Origin of the sequence: Citrobacter sp. Ca225 (assembly GCF_030337175.1) — a bacterium.
Classification (GTDB): Bacteria; Pseudomonadota; Gammaproteobacteria; order Enterobacterales; family Enterobacteriaceae; genus Citrobacter_A; species Citrobacter_A amalonaticus.
Genome location: NZ_JAOWCD010000053.1, coordinates 11,310 through 30,872, shown reverse-complemented (window position 1 = coordinate 30,872; position 19,563 = coordinate 11,310). Strand labels below are relative to the sequence as shown.

At 53.4% G+C, this 19,563-nt stretch carries 18 protein-coding genes and 1 pseudogene; 2 read left to right on the top strand and 17 right to left on the bottom strand.

The features are described 5' to 3' along the window. Positions 1-33 precede the first annotated feature (33 nt). The 15 genes from OGW13_RS05370 to pcoA all read right to left on the bottom strand — a co-directional run bounded on the left by OGW13_RS05370 (position 34) and on the right by pcoA (position 15,104). Positions 34-1,431: a DUF4158 domain-containing protein gene (locus tag OGW13_RS05370; protein WP_174501489.1), complete on the bottom strand. Its 1,398-nt coding sequence runs from the start codon at positions 1,429-1,431 to the stop codon at positions 34-36. A gap of 2 nt (positions 1,432-1,433) precedes the next feature. After that, on the bottom strand, positions 1,434-1,991 hold the full coding sequence (locus OGW13_RS05365) for a recombinase family protein (protein ID WP_001162010.1): 558 nt from the start codon (positions 1,989-1,991) through the stop codon (positions 1,434-1,436). Between the two features lie 130 nt (positions 1,992-2,121). After that, positions 2,122-3,609 (bottom strand): efflux transporter outer membrane subunit, encoded by a 1,488-nt coding sequence (locus tag OGW13_RS05360; RefSeq protein WP_088244041.1) that lies wholly within the window; start codon positions 3,607-3,609, stop codon positions 2,122-2,124. Further along, on the bottom strand, positions 3,596-4,069 hold the full coding sequence (locus tag OGW13_RS05355; protein WP_016236502.1) for a cytochrome c: 474 nt from the start codon (positions 4,067-4,069) through the stop codon (positions 3,596-3,598). The genes OGW13_RS05360 and OGW13_RS05355 overlap by 14 nt, the downstream gene beginning before the upstream one ends. Positions 4,070-4,097: 28 nt before the next feature. Beyond that, complete coding sequence (locus OGW13_RS05350; protein WP_004393997.1) at positions 4,098-4,808, bottom strand: ABC transporter ATP-binding protein; 711 nt, start codon at positions 4,806-4,808, stop codon at positions 4,098-4,100. Between the two features lies 1 nt (position 4,809). After that, complete coding sequence (locus OGW13_RS05345) at positions 4,810-6,015, bottom strand: ABC transporter permease (RefSeq protein WP_022652303.1); 1,206 nt, start codon at positions 6,013-6,015, stop codon at positions 4,810-4,812. Continuing rightward, positions 6,012-7,163, bottom strand: coding sequence for an efflux RND transporter periplasmic adaptor subunit (locus OGW13_RS05340; protein WP_022652304.1), 1,152 nt, complete (start codon positions 7,161-7,163; stop codon positions 6,012-6,014). The genes OGW13_RS05345 and OGW13_RS05340 overlap by 4 nt, the downstream gene beginning before the upstream one ends. After that, on the bottom strand, positions 7,160-7,768 hold the full coding sequence (locus tag OGW13_RS05335; RefSeq protein WP_004393990.1) for a TetR/AcrR family transcriptional regulator: 609 nt from the start codon (positions 7,766-7,768) through the stop codon (positions 7,160-7,162). Before OGW13_RS05335 ends, OGW13_RS05340 begins: the two co-directional genes overlap by 4 nt. A 486-nt stretch (positions 7,769-8,254) precedes the next feature. Next, complete coding sequence (pcoE, locus tag OGW13_RS05330; protein WP_038633679.1) at positions 8,255-8,689, bottom strand: copper resistance system metallochaperone PcoE; 435 nt, start codon at positions 8,687-8,689, stop codon at positions 8,255-8,257. 215 nt (positions 8,690-8,904) lie between these two features. Further along, positions 8,905-10,305 (bottom strand): copper resistance membrane spanning protein PcoS, encoded by a 1,401-nt coding sequence (gene pcoS, locus OGW13_RS05325; RefSeq protein ID WP_006785898.1) that lies wholly within the window; start codon positions 10,303-10,305, stop codon positions 8,905-8,907. Beyond that, positions 10,302-10,982, bottom strand: coding sequence for a copper response regulator transcription factor PcoR (pcoR, locus tag OGW13_RS05320; protein WP_001188930.1), 681 nt, complete (start codon positions 10,980-10,982; stop codon positions 10,302-10,304). Before pcoR ends, pcoS begins: the two co-directional genes overlap by 4 nt. Before the next feature lie 54 nt (positions 10,983-11,036). Next, complete coding sequence (gene pcoD / locus OGW13_RS05315; RefSeq protein ID WP_229692861.1) at positions 11,037-11,915, bottom strand: copper resistance inner membrane protein PcoD; 879 nt, start codon at positions 11,913-11,915, stop codon at positions 11,037-11,039. Positions 11,916-11,970: 55 nt separating this feature from the next. Further along, on the bottom strand, positions 11,971-12,351 hold the full coding sequence (gene pcoC, locus OGW13_RS05310) for a copper resistance system metallochaperone PcoC (protein ID WP_000025662.1): 381 nt from the start codon (positions 12,349-12,351) through the stop codon (positions 11,971-11,973). Positions 12,352-12,390: 39 nt separating this feature from the next. Beyond that, the gene (gene pcoB / locus OGW13_RS05305; protein ID WP_001378118.1) at positions 12,391-13,281 is read right to left on the bottom strand and encodes a copper resistance outer membrane transporter PcoB; all 891 of its coding nucleotides are present in this window, start codon (positions 13,279-13,281) and stop codon (positions 12,391-12,393) included. Between the two features lie 5 nt (positions 13,282-13,286). After that, the gene (gene pcoA / locus OGW13_RS05300) at positions 13,287-15,104 is read right to left on the bottom strand and encodes a multicopper oxidase PcoA (RefSeq protein WP_000925242.1); all 1,818 of its coding nucleotides are present in this window, start codon (positions 15,102-15,104) and stop codon (positions 13,287-13,289) included. Positions 15,105-15,338: 234 nt separating this feature from the next. Between pcoA and OGW13_RS05295 the strand changes: the two genes are divergently transcribed. Then, the gene (locus OGW13_RS05295; protein ID WP_001023257.1) at positions 15,339-15,788 is read left to right on the top strand and encodes a PcoE/SilE family metal-binding protein; all 450 of its coding nucleotides are present in this window, start codon (positions 15,339-15,341) and stop codon (positions 15,786-15,788) included. A gap of 288 nt (positions 15,789-16,076) precedes the next feature. Beyond that, positions 16,077-16,814, top strand: a complete 738-nt coding sequence (locus tag OGW13_RS05290) for a peptidoglycan DD-metalloendopeptidase family protein (RefSeq protein ID WP_000287502.1) — start codon at positions 16,077-16,079, stop codon at positions 16,812-16,814. A 38-nt stretch (positions 16,815-16,852) separates the two neighbouring features. Here the strand turns inward: OGW13_RS05290 and OGW13_RS05285 are convergent. Both OGW13_RS05285 and silP read right to left on the bottom strand, forming a co-directional pair. Then, positions 16,853-17,044: pseudogene (locus OGW13_RS05285) on the bottom strand (DUF2933 domain-containing protein); the annotation flags it as partial. 40 nt (positions 17,045-17,084) lie between these two features. Further along, positions 17,085-19,532 carry an Ag(+)-translocating P-type ATPase SilP gene (silP, locus tag OGW13_RS05280; protein ID WP_115625900.1) on the bottom strand — a complete coding sequence of 816 codons (2,448 nt, stop codon included), beginning with the start codon at positions 19,530-19,532 and terminating at the stop codon, positions 17,085-17,087. Between the last annotated feature and the right edge of the window lie 31 nt (positions 19,533-19,563).

Sequence of the window (19,563 nt, the reverse complement as noted above, 5' to 3'; positions counted from 1 at the left end):
GGGGTCGTCTCAGAAAACGGAAAATAAAGCACGCTAAGCCGGTGGCAGCGGTCGCAATGGCCTGAACTTCCCCGCACCGACCTTGGCACTGCTGCGCCATAGGTAATCGCCGGTCAGGTTGATATGCTCCCACCCCAGCGGGGACAGATATTGCAGCAACGTGTCGTCCAGCGCCTTGCCGTGGGCACGCAAAGCACTGGTGGCACGCTCCAGATAGACCGTGTTCCACAACACGATGGCCGCCGTCACCAGATTGAGGCCGCTGGCCCGGTAGCGCTGCTGCTCAAAACTGCGGTCGCGGATTTCACCCAATCGGTAGAAGAAGACCGCCCTGGCCAGCGCGTTGCGCGCCTCGCCCTTATTCAGCCCCGCATGGACGCGGCGGCGCAGCTCCACGCTTTGCAGCCAATCCAGAATGAACAGCGTGCGCTCGATGCGCCCATACATCCGCACCTTGTCGTTGATCGCCTTGCCGGAAGCCTGGAACTGCTGTTGATGCTTGTTCTTGGCCGCATTGAACAGCTTGCCGATGATACGGTCGTGAAGGTCGATGATTTCATCAGTGACGGTGGCCATGCCCTCGATGGCCAGTGCTACCAAGGTGGCGTAACGCCGCTGCGACTCGAACTTGGCCAGGTCGGCGGGCGTCATCTGGCCGCCTTCGCGGGCGATCTTGAGCAAGCGGTTTTGGTGTACCTGCCGTTCGATGCCAGCAGGTAGGTCAAGCGCCTGCCAGGCTTTGAGGCGTTCGATGTGTTCAAGCATGTGGCGCGAGTTCGGCTTGGCGGGCGATTGGCGCAGCCACGCTAGCCACGTCATTTTGCTACCATCCTTGCGCTTGAGCAGTTCGTCCAGGCGCTGGCGATGGACAGGTATCAAGGAATCGGCCAATGCCGCATGGATGCTTCGGTTGGCACGGGTAATGGCCTCGGCGCTTGCGCGCTCGATGGCATTCATGGCGGGTAGGATGATGCTCTGCCGCCGCAGGTTTTCAACAAGGGTGCTGGCCAGCACAATGCCTTTGTCTGTTTGCAAGGCCAGTTCGGTCAATGTATGCACGGCTTGCCGGTAATGACTCATGGTGAAGGGCTTGAATCCAAACACCGTTTGCAGCTCGACCAAGTGCTCCCGCCGTGTCTGCTCGCGCTGGCCGTAATGGTTCCAGCTTTCCACCGGCACCTTGAGTTGTGCGGCCACCATGCGCAGCAGGGGCAGAAATGGAGGATCATCGACGCCCAAGAAGATGCCAGGGAATCGCAAGTAGCAAAGCTGCACGGCGAAGCCCAATCGATTCGCGGCGCCGCGACGCTGACGGATCACCGACAGGTCGGTTTCGTTGAACGTGTAGTGCCGTATCAGTTCGTCTTTGGCATCTGGCAGTGTCAGCAGACTTTCGCGCTCGGTGGCGGACAGGATTGAGCGGCGTGGCATGGTCAGTCTTCCCGCAGGTACTGGTACAAGGTTTCGCGGCTGATGCCGAAGTCACGGGCCACCAAGGTTTTCTGGTCGCCTGCCGCAACTCGCCGTTTCAACTCGGCAATTTGTTCGCTGTTCAGCGATTTCTTTCGTCCCCGGTAGGCCCCGCGCTGCTTAGCCAGCACGATTCCCTCGCGCTGACGTTCGCGGATCAGAGCGCGCTCGAACTCAGCAAAGGCTCCCATGACCGACAGCATCAGATTGGCCATCGGTGAGTCCTCGCCGGTGAACGTTAGCCCTTCTTTGACGAACTCCATGCGCACGCCCCGTTGTGTCAGCCCTTGGACGATGCGGCGCAGGTCATCAAGGTTGCGTGCCAACCTGTCCATGCTATGCACCACCACGGTGTCGCCCTCGCGGACGAAGGCCAGCAGCCTTTCAAGTTCGGGACGTTGTGTGTCCTTGCCTGAAGCCTTATCGGTGAATACCTTGCCGACTTCTATTTGTTCCAGTTGTCGATCAGGATTCTGGTCGAAGCTGCTGACGCGAACGTAGCCGATACGTTGACCTTGCAAGATGCCTCCAAAGGTAAAAATGTCAGGATGAAATCTATTACCCTTGGCTGAATGTGTCAATAAATATAAATTAATACCCTACTCTGACGTTGTTTGTGCTCAACATCTGACATCAGGTTAGGGTATAGTCTTAACTGACACCACCTCCCAGGGCCTGATATAAAACAACACTATCGACTAGGCGTTGTGCCTGGACCGCAACCATATTGATCCGGATTGACTGTGCCTGTTGCTGCGCGATGAGCAGTTGCAGGTAGCTGGCCGCGCCCAGCCGGTATTGCCGCTCGACCGACTGCAAGGAGGCCTGTGCAGCCATATCAGCGGCAGCGAGGGCAGTCAAAGTTTGTGCATCGCTTTCCACCGCGCGCAGGGTGTCGGCGACGTTACGCAAAGACTCCAATACGACGCTCTGGTAATTGGCTACGGCGGCATCAAAAGCGGCGAGCGCCGCTCTTTTTTCAGCGGGTAGCCCTGGATTAAAAAGAGGCTGGGTGAGCTGCGCAACCAGGCCCCACACTGCCGAGCCACCACCGAACAGGGCACCGGTGGTCAGCGCCTGAGAACCAAGGTTGGCGCTCAGGTTGATCTGTGGGTAGAGCTTGGCGACAGCCACACCATAGTCTGCATTGGCCGCATGCAACAGCGCCTCTGACGCCTGGATATCCGGTCGGCGGCGCACCAGTTCTGAGGGCACGACGAGCGGCATCTCGACGGGTAGAGTGAAATCGGCCAGAGTGAAGGCCGGGATGCCACCCGTGCCTGGGGCACGACCGGCTAGCACCGCCAGTAGATGTTCGGTTTGTTGCAGTTGTTTACGCAGCGCAGGCAGTTCTGCCCGCGTTTGCTCCGCCTGAGCTTGTAGGCTCAACGCTTCATCAGGTGAGGCCTGACCGATACGCACGCGTTCATGGGCTAGGCGCAGTTGCTCATCCTGCACGCGCAAAATGGCAGTAGTGGCTTCTAGTTGCGCGGCGAGGCGTGCTCGGGTAATGGCAGCGGTTGCCATGTTGCCGGCAAGGGCCAGGCGCGCAGCATTCAGTTCGAAGCGACGGTAGTCGGCGCGAGCAGCCAAGGCTTCGAGTGCGCGCCGGTTGCCGCCAGCCAGATCGAGGTTGTAATGCACGCCAACGCTGGCGTTGTAGAGGCTGAATTGACGTGCGTCTCCGCTCAACCCTTGGCTACTGGGACTCATTTGCTGGCGCTGAGATCCCAGTGCGACATCTACCTGTGGATATTGCGTCGAGCCCGCCTGTGCGGCAAGAAGCTCCTGCGCCTGTCGCAAATTGGCGCTGATGCTCGCCAGCGTCGGGCTGACATGGAAAGCTTCGTTTATCAGTCCGTCGAGTGCGGATGAACCCAAGCTTTGCCACCATTGCGTTTCGATCGGAAGCCCTTCGACTAGACGTTGTGTTTCGCCGAACTGCGTGGGAGCGGACACGGTTCTATCAGCTACCGGTGTTGCAGTGTAGCGAGCCACATCGGGTGCGGTGGGACGCTGAAAATCAGGGCCGGCGGCGCAGCCGGCCAGACCGGCGGTGACCAGACCAGCTACCAGGTAAGTTGCCGCAAGCCGTCTTTCGAGGCTGATGGGGCGCTGGCATGTTTTAGCGTGCTCCATAAAAATGCTCCACGAAAGGTTTACGGAAAGCTTGGTGGCAGCCCAAGCAGCTTTCCTGCACGTGGGCGAATGATTGGGTCACCGCCTTGCCGTCGCTGCTCGCAGCAGCCAGCTTCATGGCCAGCGCCGCCTCGTGAGTCTGCGCGTCAAAGTTTCTGAACTTGGTCGCATCAGCGCCGAGGTAAGCAAGGATGCGCATTTTTTCAGTAAGCGGTGGCTCGGGGTGTGCAGCAACTTTTGGGGCGAGCTGAACGACCTGAACCCATTCCTCCTGCGAAATCGCACCGGTAATAGCCTGCATGTTGCGCCCGAGTTCCTGCATGATCTTGCGTAGCGCCAGTGGCTCAACCTGGGTAGCGTCACCAGCCCAAGCTGGCAACTGAAAACCCCATAAAAGCAGGCAGGCCGTAACGGTCAGGGTGATAGTTCCAAATGCGTGGCTGTGTTTGCGGTGGGTCATGAAATTCTCCTGTAATTCAATCGTTCTCTCATTCGAACTCCCGCCCTTCGCCAGCTTCCTCATGGGTCACGCCGTCGCGGATGTGGTAGATGCGCTTGAATGTGGGGATGATCTTTTCGTCATGGGTGACGACGATGATGGCGGTCTCGAACTTCCGGGCCATGTCGTTGAGGATGCGGATTACAGCCATGGCGCGCTCGGAATCCAGCGGCGCAGTGGGTTCATCGGCCAGGATCACCGGCGGACGATTGACCAGTCCGCGCGCGATGGCGACCCGTTGCTGCTCGCCACCGGAGAGTTGCGAGGGCATTGCGCGAGCTCGGTGTTGCACATCAAGCGCTGTGAGCAATTCCAGTGCCTTCGCGCGCGACTCTCCATTCGCGACGCCTGCAAGCATCGGCAGCAGCGCCACGTTGTCGGTGACATCGAGAAACGGAATCAGGTACGGCGCCTGGAAAACGAAACCGATCTTGTCACGCCGTAAGGCGCGCAGGTCGCGGACTTTCCAGCCATCGGCGTAGATCACTTCATCGCCCAGCGTCATGCGACCGGCGGTCGGTTCGATCACCGCACCCAGACACTTGAGCAGCGTGCTCTTGCCGGACCCGGAAGGGCCGATCAGTCCCACCACTTCACCAGGCGCAACATGCATATTCACGTCTCTCAAGGCAAAGACAGCGGTGTCACCATCGCCATACCGCTTGCTTAAACTTTCGATGTGTATCCCTTTGCCACTCATCTCAACCTCCAATGGCTTCGGCCGGATCGACCTTGAGTGCTATGCGAATGGCGACGAGGCTAGCTAGAACGCAGATCACGAGCACGGCAAAAAAACCGGCGACAGAATCCATTGGCGTGAGCAGGACATATTTTGGAAAAGCCGGTGCTGAAAAGGTGGCTGTGATCTTGCCGACCACGAAGCCAATCACGCCCAGGGCGAGCGCCTGCTGCATGATCATCGCGGCGATGGTTCGGTTGCGTGTGCCGATGAGCTTCAACACCGCGATCTCACGGATTTTGTCCATCGTCAGCGAATAGATGATGAAGGCAACGATGGCCGCGCTAACGATGGCCAGAATCACAAGGAACATGCCGATCTGCTTGGCCGAGGTGGCGATCAGCTTGCCGACGAGGATGTCTTCCATCTGTGCCCGGGTGTAGACCGTCAAACGCTTCCAGCGCTGGATGGATTCGGCAACCTCGTCCGGCGCATGACCAGGTTTCAGAGTGACCAGCACGGCATTGACGAACGCGTTGCTGCTCTGTGAAGCAATCACGGCATCCAGCAAACCTGGATCACCGGGTCGATTGAAGACCGGGTTGGCTTCGGTGCGACGCCGGCTTTGCCAGATGGCATCGTTGTCCTTGAGGAACTGGGCCTCCTGGGCATCTTTGAGCGGAATGAATACCATCGGGTCGCCGCTGGACGACACCATGCGCCGTGTCAGCCCCACGACGGTGTAATGATTGCGGCGAATGGCAAGACGATCTCCCAGTTTGAAGCCGGTGGCGATGTCGGCCACAGCCTCGTAGTGACCGCGCGTGATCTGGCGTCCAGCGACGAGATAAGGAGGCCATCCGGGTGTAGCCCCCAACGCACCGGGCGCGATGCCGACCACCATGGTGCGTACATCACTCTCGCCCTTGCGTACCTGCATGGTCAGGTAGGTCGCGTTCGCTGCCTGTGAGACTCCCGGCATGGCGAGAATGGCGCGATACACGTCATCGTTGAGGCTGGACGACTCCGCATAAGGACCCAGAGTATCCTTTTGCACCACCCAAAGGTCAGCGCCACTGTTGTCGAGCAACGCCTTGCCGTCGTCCACCATGCCTCGGTACACCCCAGCCATGACTAGGGTGACGCCGATCAGCAGACCCAGACCGATGCCGGTGAAGACGAATTTCCCCCAGGCATGGAGAATGTCGCGGCCGGCCAGGCTGATCATCGTGAAACTCCCGGGATATGCTCGACCACATGGATGCGGCTGCGCGCCGTCAGTGCCTTTTCGCTATAGGTCACAACCTGGTCCCCATTCTTGAGCCCTTCGCGCACCTGCACGTAACCATTGAGGTCGGAAGTGCCGAGCTTGACCGGGGAGAAATGCAGATCACCATCCACGATTTGCCAGACACCAACTTTATCGCCTTCACGCTGGACGGCAGCGTTGGGGATCAGTGGAGCGGCCGGGAGCGCCGGCAAGTCAACCGTGACTTCGGCCAGTTCACCCACTGGTGGCAAAGGTTCTGGTTTGTTATCGAATGTCACCTTGGCAAGCGTTTCCTCGGTTACCGCGTCGGCCTTGGGTTCCACCCGCAGCACGCGACCTTTCAAGGTCTGGCCACCACGCGAACGCAGGACGATATGAGCCGGCAGCCCCCCAGCCAGCCCCGATGCGCTGATCTGGTCGAAGCGCACATTGATCCACAAACTCTTGGGGTCGATCACTTCCACCACGGCCTGGCCCGCGACGATGGTCGTGCCGGGATCGGCATCGCGCACGGCGACTACACCGTCGACCGGCGCGATCAGGCGCAGATTGCTCCGCTGCGCGACGAGTGCTTCGCGGTCGGAGCGTGCCCGGGCAATATCTTCCCGAGCGGCGGATAGGGCGGCATCGGCGATCTGCAGTTCCTGCCGCTTGGTGGTGACGATTTCCTCGCTGGTCGAGCGCACCGCAAACAATTGCTCATAGCGGCGCGCCTGGGTTTGCGCGTAGGCTTGCCGGGCTTCTGCCTCGCGCAAAGCCGCTTCCGCCCGCTTGAATACAGACTCCTGTGAGCGCACCCGATCATCAAGGTCGACCGGCTCCATCTCGCCGAGCACCTGTCCGGCCTTGACCTGGTCGCCTACATGCACCTCCAGGCGTTTGACGCGCCCGGCAAACGTCGGTCCGATCTTGTAGGTGTAGCGCGCCTCCACCGTGCCGATGCCGAACAGCGCCGGTGTGATAGCCTGTGATTCCACGCTTGCCACCGTCACAGCGACCGGGGCGAGCGGCCCTGATCGCAGACCGACATAAATAAAAAGCACCAGCAAAGGAATGATGACGGCAAGCAGTGCCAGGGTGCGGCCTTGCAAGGGTAACTTTTTCATTGCGCACTCCTTATGCCACGCCGATAAATTGCAAAGACGCGCGGCGCATCGCGGTGCATACGTCCCACATCACCCGCCAACAGCGATTGCATGACCAAGCCCTGGATCGTGCCAATGAACAGCGTTGCCGCCGCCTCGTTGTCAAGCGAGGGAGACAACTCGCCGCTGGCCTTGCCTTTCTCGATGAGACGATGCAAACGTTCGCCGTAGCGCTGAATCAAGGTTTGCACCATGCGCTTGGCCGGTGTCGATTCGGCACGCTGAAGCTCACCAAACATCATTCTTGGCACGCCTGGGTGCTCAGCTACGAATTCGATATGACTCATGAACATCGCCTCCATGGCTGCCAAGGGCGACTCGATTCCTTGTGCGGATCGATCGATTCTGGCTAATAGGCGCTCTGCTACCCACTCCATGACCGCCTGCCAAATGGCTTCCTTGTTCGGGAAGTGCCGAAACAGCGCACCCTGGGTCAAGTTCATGTGTTTAGCGATAGCCGCAGTGGTTATCTCGCTTGGGTTTTGTGAACCGGCAAGCGCCACGACGGACTCGACAGTTACGGCACGACGTTCATCGGCCGGCAGATGCTTTGGATGGGTGTCCACGAGCACTCCTGGTAAGATAGTAATTGATTACTATCTTACCACAAGAGGCAACTCAAACAAGAGAAAACCCGACGTACTCGTCAATATCTAGAGTCTGCAATGGGCTTAACGTGCTTTATTTTCCGTTTTCTGAGACGTCCCCAGTATGGCAACCACGATCAGTTGTGTAGAGACATTAAAGTTGTATCCTTTAACCTGAAAAAGACTTTAAAGTTGTAAACTTTTAAAAAAAACACATACAAAACATGATACTAAGTGTGTATCACACGCTGTTCCAACATTATGCCTTGATGTTCTTGCAGGAACTGCAATTTACAGGAGGAAAAAGGTGTTTTTGTAGTTATCTGGCGTTACGTGACAGTGTTGGTCAGATACTTCCACCTCTTCAGAGTTAAAGTTTGATATATGGGAAAAAAACGCTCCCGGACGGGAGCGTAAGCCAGTGACTTCGGCGTCAAATGAGGGTCTAACAAGTGGAGCTGCGGGTTAATTCTGGGTGATCTGGCTGCGATGCTTTTCAGCCTGCTGCTGATGAATAACGGAAGATTGACCATTATTCGCCTTCTCATGCATAACAGCGGCTTTCTCATGCTCGTTCATTTCGGAAAATGATTTTGCTGTTTCGTTAGAAGCTGCTGGCTTGGATTTCATCATTTTTTTATGCATTTCAGCCATGTCCTGATGGGCAGCAGAATTGCCGTTTTGCATCATTTCATGGGACATTGCGGCCTGATCGTGACCGCTCATATCCATCATTTTCATGCTCTCCCCCTGAACTGCACTTTTTTCAGCGGATGATTGCATCTGATGGGCAGGCGCCTGGGCATTATTTACCTGGTCATGCATGTTCATTGTCTCTGCAGCCCAGGCAGATGAAGCGACAGCCATCATGGCAATAAAGGATACAAGGATCTTTTTCATGGTTGGGTCTCCGGTGTTTTCATACCCGAACAATCAATGCTTATAACAGAGAAAGCATTTGATCTCAGGGCTGGTTGATCATCACGCCAGGAACCGGGCGATTGAATTATCACGCTGTCCTGATTTATGGCTGATTATAAAAAACCGCCTCTGTTTATCGCGTGACTGAACGATGACATTTTTGTCACCTTCCGGGTTTCTCCTGAATAACGGTATTAATCCATTAACAGACGCACACTGAACACAATTTCCCGCCCCTGCTGTTCTGCTGACAGCTCGCCGCCGTGAGCATGAATGATCGACCTTGTAATTGATAATCCCAGCCCCGCGCCTTCCGTGTTGTAGAACCTTGATGAGTCTGCGCGATAGAACCGGTCAAACAAACGTTCCAGATTAGCGGGAACCTGGCCGGATATCGTATTCGTAATCATCACGTTCACACAGTCACTGTCACGCTCAAGGTGTATCGCTGTACAGGTGTTATCGGGAGAATACTTGATTGCATTGGAAAGCAGGTTACTGAAAGCACGTCGGAGCATATCGCTGTCTCCGGCAACAACGCCCTCTCCTTCAACCGTGATTGTCTTTCCTGTTTCGTCTGCCAGGGGCTCGAACAACTCACGTAATTCATTCAGTTCGGCTGCCAGATCCACATCATGTTTATCCAGCCGCAGCAGACCATGCTCTGAACGTGCCAGAAAAAGCATGTCACTGGTCATTCGTGACAACCTTTTCAGTTCTTCCAGGTTAGCGAATAAAATTTCGCGGTAATGCGAAACATCCCTTTCCTTAGCCAGTGCAAACTGCGTCTGCATCATCAGATTACTGACTGGTGTGCGCAGCTCATGCGCGATGTCAGACGAGAAATCTGACAGTTTCCGGAATGCCCCCTCCAGGCGATCAAACATATTATTGAACTCCTGCATGGTCTCAGAGATTTCCGGCGGAGCCAGATCGGGATTTAGACGCTGATCCAGGCTGTGTACAGTCATGGAGGAAGCCAGACTGGTCATTTCCCGTAACGGTTTCAGACCAATACGTGTGGTCAGCCAGCCCAGAAAAACAGAAATAAAGACCAGACCGATATTGAACCAGAACAGCCAGGTACTGAGTTTGTCCATAAACAGGGTGTGATACCCAGTATCCGTGGCAACCGTAATGATGACATGTTTGCTTTTACCCTGTTCCGGCGTCACGGCAACCCGCCGCGAGATACTGCGGTACACGGTGTTATTTTCTTCCGTCTGGATCATATAGTCGAGAATATCACCCGACTTATTAAGCAGGACCGCTGGAACAACAGAATTTTTGGCATAGAGTTCAACAATTTTTTCATTTTCCATGTTTTTTATAGAAATGAATAAACCATTGTGCCCTACCATCGCATCGTTTATTTTTTCTGATAATGACTTAATATCCGTTTTGTTCCGGAACGTCTCTGTTTTAAGAAACTCTTCGGTGAGCTGAAGTTTACCTGTCAGAAAATCGCGGTCCTGATTATCGAAATAGCCATTAAGGGTGCTAATCAGGATAAAACTTGATAACCACCATACCGTAAGCATCACCGCAGAAAAAATCAGGCTCAGGCGTGTGGTCAGGGAAATTTTGAACCTCACTCTTCTCTGATCTCCAGGACATATCCGGCACCGCGAACGGTATGGATCAGTTTTGGCTCAAAGTCATCATCAATTTTACTTCTCAGACGTCTCACGGCGACATCAATCACATTCGTATCACTGTCAAAATTCATGTTCCAGACCAGGGACGAGATAAGACTCCTGGGTAACACTTCTCCGGTGCGTTGCAGCAGCAACTCAAGCAGAACGTATTCTTTACCGGTGAGATGGATCTTCTTCCCCGAACGGATCACGGTCCGGCGCACCATATCAACGGTCATATCGGCGATGGTGCAGACTGTTGCGGCCTGCGAGCGTGCCCGGCGCAGTAGGGTTCTTACACGTGCAACCAGCTCCGTAAAATCAAAGGGCTTAATCAGGTAGTCATCTGCGCCAAGCTCCAGTCCTTTCACTTTGTCCCGCACGTTGTCCTTTGCGGTTAAAAACAGGACCGGTTCTTCGTGCCCGGACTCCCTCAGTGCGCTGATGATTTGCCACCCGTCGAGGAAAGGCAGCATCACGTCCAGTATTATCAAATCATACTGTCCCTTCGACGCGGCCCCGAGACCATCGCGGCCATTATTAAAGAGATCGGCCTGATAGCCTTCCTCAACCAGTCCCTGCTGCAGGTAACGACCTGTTTTTTGTTCGTCTTCAACGATTAAAATACGCTGCATGGTCAACTCGCTGATATGAAAGTAAAAATCTCACGCATGAGCTTTGGCTGTCCCCTAGCTGACCTGAGACGGAGCAAGCATTCCGAGCCACGCTACGGCGCCCAGAATGATAATCGCAACAACGAATTCTGTCAGGATGCTGTTTCGCATCAGGGCAACGCTGCGATCATAATTCCCTTCCCTGACCATAACTTCAAGCCGGGGCCCCAGGTGAAACCGGTTTGCTGCAGCCAGAAGAAGCATCAGAACAAACAGAGCCGTCTTGGCAAGCAATATCCTCCCCCAGGAACTGTTGAATAAGGGAGTTAAGTTACCCTCAGCAATATACAGATAGTTGACCAGCGCACTCAGGATCAGGGCTACAACAATCACCGTTCCTGCCGTGGCAAATTTTGCCAGGGAGTCAGATATCACAATGACGCTCTGTGCATTATGCTCGTTTCTGCGCATCAGCAGGATAGCAAATGCAACCAGAGCACCTGTCCAGGCACCTGCAGCGCCGAGATGGGTCAGATCGCTCAGTAAATGGAGATAGTAATGCAGACCGTCATGCATAACGGCGTGTCCTCCCCAGGCAAGTGTGGCCAGCGCCACGCCCCCACTCATCGTCATCAGCAGGCAGGACAATACTCTCTTATTAGTGTAAAGGAACAAAGCACCGAGTGTGGTAAACAGGGCACAGAGCCTGACAATCCAGCTAATACCCACATCAGTTTCTTCTATCACCATCTCGATAACATGGATGGATAATTCTCTGAGGTCAGTTACTCCACTCATGGCATTAGATACCAGGAGCATATTAATGCCAGTAAGAATGATGCCTGTAACAACAGCAAAGGTTATAAACGACCTGAAATTAGTCAGGTTATAGGTTTCATGTCTGACACCACTTATTCCATATATCTGAAAAAATGGCAATCCAAATATTACCATCAAATCCAGATAAAGAAGAAAACGAATAACAATCATAATCAGGTCGTTCATAATATTACTTCACTGTAAAGGTGTAATTACCGGTAATAGGGTGCGTATCTGAAGAAACCGCGCGCCAGTCAACACGATAAGTGCCAGCGGGTAAAGGCTCTCGCGGAATAATGACCATCGATTTAGGGTCAGCGCCTGGCGCCACTTTTGCCGCGACCGGCATCGGAGAATGTGATGACATGCCTTTCATACCCGTCATTGTTAATTTTGCACCTGAGAATTTCACGGTCAGATTTTCCGAGAAATTAAGCTGAATCTTTTCCGGGGCCGCTACGGCTGAATCAGCCTGTGGCACAGAGCTTTTTAATTCCGGATGGGCCATAGCAGAGAAAGCAACGCCCATAACGAGGCCACCTGTAAGAATGGCTTTATTTAAAATCGACATTTTATTTACCTGTTTAGTTGAGTGTTTTATATCAGTGCGTTAAAACCAGATTCTGGCTCCCGCCAGGAATACTACCTGATGGTCTTTCTCACCTTCTCTTTTCGCCATATCGGATGTTTTCCCGTAAAGTTGATTCCAGGAAACGCCTATATAGGGTGCAAACTCACGGCGTATTTCATAGCGCAGCCGGAGCCCCAGCTCTGTGTCAGTCAGTCCCCTGCCGCGACCCCGCGATTCATCATCCTGACTGTAGAAATTCACCTCATAGGATGGCTGGAGTATGAGCCGGTTAGTCAGTAAAACGTCGTATTCTCCTCCCAGACGAAGGGCTGCTTTTCCGCCATTACTGACAAAACCCGTAATTTCAGACTCAAAATTATAGAGTGCCAGCCCCTGAAAACCGACAGCAGCCCAGGTCCGGGCAGAAGCAGGTCTGAAATCCTGCCTGACACCCGCAACCAAATCCCACCATGGGCCAACCGCATGTCCCCAGAGTAACTGCGCTTCAGCCGCCTCCGTTTCCCCATTGCTTCGTTCACCTTCACTCTTTAGCCAAATCCGATCTGTGTCGCCTCCAATCCAGCTGTTAACACTCCAGCTGAAATTGTTGGTGTTATCCGACCGTTGCCATTCCAGTTGATCCAGCAGAACCAGATAATTAATCGCACTGTCGTGAATCGCATGCCCCTGTAAATTGCCGAATGCAGCCTTCCGGTCGGCATCGGTAACAGGCGGAATTGGCGTTCTGCTCTCAGTTACAATGGGCTCCATTGACGTCATCTCAGTGAAATTCTCATCTGCTGGCATCTGCATGGCAGACATGTCGTGCCCGGCGTGGGGATCTGCAGAGACGGAGCCCGCCGCAATAGAAAGCTGTGAGGTAAACAAACCGGCGACCAGAACAGGTATGGCCTTCAAATTTCTCTTCATTCGCATCATTCCTCCACCCGGACTTCACGAAACATTCCCATTTCCATGTGATAGAGCAAATGGCAGTGATACGCCCAGCGGCCAAGCGCATCTGCTGTCACTCTGTAACTGCGTTTTGTACCAGGGGGAACATCTATTGTGTGTTTACGAACCATGAAATTACCGTTTTCATCTTCCAGATCGCTCCACATACCATGCAGGTGAATGGGGTGAGTCATCATGGTATCGTTGATCAGCGTGATCCTGAGCCGCTCACCGTATTTCAGCAGCACCGGTGCGGCATCTGAAAACTTGATTCCGTTAAATGACCAGGCAAACTTTTCCATGTGGCCGGTTAAATGCAGTTCTATGGTACGGCCAGGTTCACGTCCGTCAGGATCCTCAAAGCGGCTTTTCAAATCCGCGTACGTGAGAACCTTTCTTCCGTTATTTCGAAGACCAATACCCGGATCATTTAATTTCGGAGAGACGCTCATCGCCTGCATATCAACCAGTGGGTTATCCGTTTCTGACGCAGGATGACTTTGCATACCCGGCATTCCGGCCATCCGGGAATGATCCATACCGGCCATGCTGCTGTGATCCATGGGCGCGGAGGATGTCCCGCTATCCGGAAGGTCAGCACCGTCCATAGACATCATCTCTCCGCTGTTATCCATGCCTCCCATCTGGCTGTGGTCCATTCCTGCCATATCATGTCCCATTCCCCCCATACCCATATCTTCCATGGTCAACAGAGGACGGGGATCGAGGGGGGGAACGGCAGCACTTAACCCCTCTCTCGTGGCCAGTGTCCCTCGAGCGTAACCGGTCCTGTCCATGGATTGTGCGAAGATGGTATAGGCCTCACCCTGAGGCTCCACAATGACATCATAGGTTTCGGCAACGGCAATCCTGAATTCGTCAACGGTAACCGGGTTTACATACTGGCCATCTGCAGCCACGACCGTCATTTTCAGCCCGGGGATACGGATATCGAAATAGGTCATTGCCGAGCCGTTGATAAACCGTAAGCGTATCTTTTCACCGGGACGGAACAGTCCGGTCCAGTTTTTCAGCGGGGCCTGCCCGTTCATGAGATAGGTGTAGGTGTAGCCACTGACATCCGCGAGGTCAGTCGGATTCATTTTCATTTCAGCCCACATTTTCCGATCGGCAATGGTGGCTGACAGCCCCCTGGTATTCACGTCGCGGAAAAAAGAGCCAACGGTTGGTTTATTGAAATTGTAGTAATCCGACTGTTTTTTTAATTTTTTCAGCAGGCTGTGAGGATTTTCATCGGTCCAGTCAGACAACATGACCACATGCTCACGATCGTAAGCAAACGGTTCTGGCTCCCTGGCATCGATGATAATGGCACCGTATACCCCCTCCTGTTCCTGCAGACCGGAATGGCTGTGGTACCAGTAAGTCCCGTTCTGCTTAACCTTAAAGGTGTAAACGTAGGTATCATCAGGCTCTATGCCCATAAAACTCAGCCCCGGAACACCATCCATATTGGCCGGAAGAATAATGCCGTGCCAGTGAATGGACGTCTGTTCATTAAGACGGTTTTTGACCTTCAGGGTAATGGTGTCACCTTCTTTCCAGCGAAGAACGGGCCCCGGCAGGCCTCCATTGATTGTTTTGGCCTGACGCTCACTGCCCGTGATATTGACGGCCGTTTCACCAATGGTCAGGTCAAACTGAGTACCCTGCAGGGATGCGGCAACTGGCAGGCTCAGACTGGAACGCGCATTGAAACTCCATACGCCAAGACTTCCGGCTACGCCAGAGAGGGTTAACCCCTTCAGGAAAGTTCGTCGAGAAGTTTTCAACAGCATGCGCATTCCCTTATTTAAAGTATGGTTACTGACAGAATTCGAGAACCGATTTAAATTAAATTACTGGTTCATCCACTTACAATGAAATGAATCTAGCACACCTTAAGAAACAAATTCATTACAATCGTGTAATGTACATAGCTGTATTACATTTACGTCATCTTCCCCACAGGTTGATTATTTTTATATATGATCATAAGGACATCTTTTATGTACCTCAGAAGGTAATTACACATGAATATATTAATCACGACCACTGCGTTTACAGCTTTATTTTGTGGGGCAGCTTTTGCTCAGTCCAGTGATATTGCCCATGAAGCACATCGATTTGTTAATAATGCCTCAGCCGTCAGTCATGTGAATTCCTCGACGCATGAAAACTTACCGGACAGGGTTAATAAAAACAACACGCCCTCATTCTCTGAAATGAATGAACATGAAAGGGCCATTGTTGCTCATTCATTTATGAACAACAGCGCGTCCTATGCGCATCAGAAAATGATTGAGGAACATAAAAAAATGCTGTCCGGCAGTGATGCAAATTCAAAGACCTCGTCTTCTTCTTTTAACGAACTGAATGCCGGAGAAAAAGCCGCTCTCGTGCATGAGCAGGTCAATAATGCCGGTGCGGAAGCACATCAGACGCAGGCAAGAAAGCTTCGCGGGCTGTATTCGACCAGGTAACTGCAGGCGGGTTAGTGCTTAGCGTCAGGTGCGCAGCAGGGCTTTACTGACGGGTTACGTAGCAGGACATGAGCCCCATATTGCTCTGCCGTAACCTGTTTCAGTCCCGTTAATCATCACCGTCGGGCTGGTCATACAGTTCCCAGAGCTTCAGGAGCAAACGGGAAACAAGATATGTTACAAAAATGACGACCATCAACGGTGCTCCCGATTAACTGACAGATGACACGCCTCCTGAAAACCCCTAGCATACGCCGCAGTGTTCATGCTAACGGCGAATTCCAGTAAATGTATTCTACCGATGTCGTAAAAGAAAATGCCTACCTTTCAGCCACCCGCTCGGGGCTGGAATCGAACGAGATCGCTACTCTTCAGCGCTCCTTGCCTTCCCGGTTTAATCTGCGGCATTTGAAAAAAAATGAATCATTAAAACTCGTACTGCAAAAGAAAGCGGGAAAATCACGTGTCGTGGCCTATAAATTTACGTCCGGTTCATTTAATTACACGGCGTATCGTATATCAGATAAAAAGTTCTATAACCTTTCCGATACTTCCGGGAAAGGCAGTCTCGATTATCCGTTACCGGCCACAGCAAGACTCAGTTCGCCTTTCAATCCTGCAAGACTTAACCCGGTATCGGGAAAAGTGAGTCCCCATAATGGCATTGATTATTCCATGCCCATGAACACGAAAATAGTCAGCGTCATCGACGGAAAAATCACCCGGGCCGAATACAACAGTACCATGGGATATTTTGTTGAAGTAACGGGAAAAGCCGGTGTTAAAACTCGCTATCTCCACCTCAATAAAATACTCGTTACTAAAGGGGCCAGGGTTACACGGGGAGGTGCTATTGCGTTATCCGGTAACAGCGGACGTTCATCCGGTCCTCATCTGCATTACGAGCTGGTCATCAATAACAACCCTGTTAACTCTCTGGCGTTCCGGGCAGCGGCACCCGCTGATAACAAACTCGAACAGCATGCCTTTGCGCATGTCAGAGACTACGAACGATACCTGGACTGATAACGGGACCGCGACGCGGCCCCGTCTGCCGGATTAATTTTTTTATCGTTTTCACTTCCGTGATGTTGATGATCTCCATGCCCTCCGTGGCCGTGGAAAAGATGCATTAGCGGGCAGACCAGCAATAACAGATATGGCCAGTAACCTGCCACATGTGACCAGTGTTCGCGCAGGAGGGCAAATGCCGCGATCGCGGCGACAGCAATAAGCGCATAGGTGGTACTTTTCATACTGGACTCCTTCTGTTCGTAACTGACCCTTCACTCAGTGTTATTTCCCGAGCCTGACACTTTTCAGACGCAACGCATTCACAATGACGCTGACGGAGGAAAGAGCCATGGCCGCCGCCGCAATAACTGGCGACAGCAGTATTCCATACACAGGATAAAGCAGACCTGCAGCCACAGGCACGCCAAGTGCGTTGTAGATAAATGCAAAAAACAGATTCTGTCGGATATTTTTCATGGTGATCTCTGACAGATGACGGGCCCTGTTCAGTATCATCAAGTCGCCTTTGAGAAGGGTGACTCCGGCACTTTCAATTGCCACATCTGTACCCGTTCCCATAGCTATGCCCACGTCAGCCGCTGCCAGCGCCGGGGCATCATTTACACCGTCCCCCGCCATCGCAACCACATGACCAGACGCTTTCAGTCGGGTTATCACTGCTTTTTTGCCGTCAGGCAGAACCCCGGCTTCAACCTCATCTATTCCCAGTTTCCGTGCGACTGCTTCAGCAGTAAGCTGGTTATCCCCGGTGAGCATAACAATGCGGATCCCCGCCTGACGCAAAGCTTTAAGCGCATCCGGCGTGGTTGCTTTCACGGGATCCGAGATAGCTATCAGGCCTGCAAGGTACCCATCTGTGGCCACATAGATAACGGTAGCGCCTTCCATCCGCAACGTATCCGCAACGGCCTTTTGATTATCAATAACGATACTGTTTTCCTGCATAGCCAGTTCATTACCAATAACAACCCGTTGACCTTCAACATCGCCTGAAACACCTTTCCCCGACGGAGCATTGAAATCACTGACTGCGGGTATCATGATCCCCCTGTGCTGGGCTGCCCGGACTACAGCCATACCCAGCGGATGCTGCGAGCCTTTTTCCACTGCGGCCGCTACACGTAAAAGAGATGCTTCCCCACCCGGATTGAGACTGATAATCCCTGTCACCGTAGGCGAACCTTCCGTGAGCGTGCCTGTTTTGTCGACAACCAGCGTGTCCACTTTTTCAAGACGTTCAAGGGCTTCGGCATTCCTGATTAACACCCCGGCCTGGGCTCCTTTGCCTACCCCCACCATTATCGACATCGGTGTGGCCAGCCCCAGTGCGCAGGGGCAGGCAATAATCAGGACCGACACAGCCGCAATCAGACCGTGCGCCATCCTGGGCTCGGGCCCCCAGACAGACCAGATCACGAAAGCAACAACCGCGATAAGTATCACCAGAGGAACAAACCAGCCTGAAACGCTGTCAGCCATTCTCTGGATGGGGGCACGCGAACGCTGTGCATCAGCGACCATCTGAACAATTCGTGAGAGCATCGTTTCATCACCGACTTTCTCTGCACGGATGATAAGACTACCTGTCTGATTAATCGTCCCCCCAATGACAGGGTCACCCTTCGTTTTGGTAACCGGCATAGACTCCCCGGTCACCATCGATTCATCAACGGTTGTTTTGCCTTCGATCACGATACCGTCGACCGGAATACTCTCTCCAGGTCTGATGCGGAGCTTATCGCCAGGCAGGACATCTTCCGCATTAATATCCGTTTCATGACCGTCATGATCCAGCCGTCTGGCGGTTTTGGGGGCAAGGTTCAGAAGCGCAGTAATGGCGCCTGAGGTTTGTTCCCGTGCCCGCAGCTCAAGAACCTGTCCCAGCAGAACAAGCACCGTAATAACTGCTGCGGCTTCAAAATAAACGGCCACCAGGCCATCCATGTTTCTGAACGATGCAGGAAACCAGGAGGGGAAGACGGTTGCAATGACGCTGTAAACCCAGGCTACGCCGGTCCCCATTGCAACAAGGGTAAACATATTCAGGGAGCGGTTACGTAACGACATTCCGGCCCGGGCGAAGAATGGCCAGCCACACCACAACACGACAGGGGAGGCCAGAAGCAACTGCAGCCATGTGTTGTACTGTGGCGGTACTGTATTCCTCAAGTCGGGAAACAGATGAGATCCCATTTCGAGTACCAGAACCGGAAACGCCAGCAACAACCCCAGCCAGAAGCGTCTTGTCATGTCGTGAAGTTCATCACTCGGCCCCGTGGATGCCGTAGCTACGAGCGGCTCCAGTGCCATTCCACAGACAGGACAGCTTCCGGGACCACTGCGGCGTATCTCCGGGTGCATCGGACATGTCCACACACCTTCAGCATTCTCTTTTTCCGCCTGGTGGTGAGGCTGTTTTATCTGATCAGGGCTGACTTCGTGATGATCGTGGTGATGGTGATGGGAATGTTCACTGGCATCTTCGGTAAGATAACGATCGGGATGGGCTTTAAATTTACTCTCACAGCTGGCGGAGCAGAAATAAAGTTGATGGTCCTGGTATCGAATGCTGCTGTGCGCCCTGTCGGGCAGGATGGCCATCCCGCACACGGGATCTCTCACCTTATGCAATACGTGGCCCTCGTCCGGGGATAATGTCTGCTCAGAAGCAGTCTGGTTGTTGTGTTGCACTGCATTGTCATTTTTCACAGTAACTCTCCTTATGCATACCGAAGCATCT

What these genes read in the sequence shown, in the direction of transcription:
- pcoB (WP_001378118.1), bottom strand. Translation starts at nt 13,281, where the DNA reads ATGAAGAGAAATTTGAAGGCCATACCTGTTCTGGTCGCCGGTTTGTTT.
- OGW13_RS05345 (WP_022652303.1), bottom strand. Translation starts at nt 6,015, where the DNA reads ATGATCAGCCTGGCCGGCCGCGACATTCTCCATGCCTGGGGGAAATTC.
- OGW13_RS05295 (WP_001023257.1), top strand. Translation starts at nt 15,339, where the DNA reads ATGAATATATTAATCACGACCACTGCGTTTACAGCTTTATTTTGTGGG.
- OGW13_RS05350 (WP_004393997.1), bottom strand. Translation starts at nt 4,808, where the DNA reads ATGAGTGGCAAAGGGATACACATCGAAAGTTTAAGCAAGCGGTATGGC.
- pcoA (WP_000925242.1), bottom strand. Translation starts at nt 15,104, where the DNA reads ATGCTGTTGAAAACTTCTCGACGAACTTTCCTGAAGGGGTTAACCCTC.
- OGW13_RS05355 (WP_016236502.1), bottom strand. Translation starts at nt 4,069, where the DNA reads ATGACCCACCGCAAACACAGCCACGCATTTGGAACTATCACCCTGACC.
- OGW13_RS05290 (WP_000287502.1), top strand. Translation starts at nt 16,077, where the DNA reads ATGTATTCTACCGATGTCGTAAAAGAAAATGCCTACCTTTCAGCCACC.
- pcoE (WP_038633679.1), bottom strand. Translation starts at nt 8,689, where the DNA reads ATGAAAAAGATCCTTGTATCCTTTATTGCCATGATGGCTGTCGCTTCA.
- OGW13_RS05340 (WP_022652304.1), bottom strand. Translation starts at nt 7,163, where the DNA reads ATGAAAAAGTTACCCTTGCAAGGCCGCACCCTGGCACTGCTTGCCGTC.
- OGW13_RS05370 (WP_174501489.1), bottom strand. Translation starts at nt 1,431, where the DNA reads ATGCCACGCCGCTCAATCCTGTCCGCCACCGAGCGCGAAAGTCTGCTG.
- pcoC (WP_000025662.1), bottom strand. Translation starts at nt 12,351, where the DNA reads ATGTCGATTTTAAATAAAGCCATTCTTACAGGTGGCCTCGTTATGGGC.
- pcoR (WP_001188930.1), bottom strand. Translation starts at nt 10,982, where the DNA reads ATGCAGCGTATTTTAATCGTTGAAGACGAACAAAAAACAGGTCGTTAC.
- pcoD (WP_229692861.1), bottom strand. Translation starts at nt 11,915, where the DNA reads ATGGTAATATTTGGATTGCCATTTTTTCAGATATATGGAATAAGTGGT.
- OGW13_RS05360 (WP_088244041.1), bottom strand. Translation starts at nt 3,609, where the DNA reads ATGGAGCACGCTAAAACATGCCAGCGCCCCATCAGCCTCGAAAGACGG.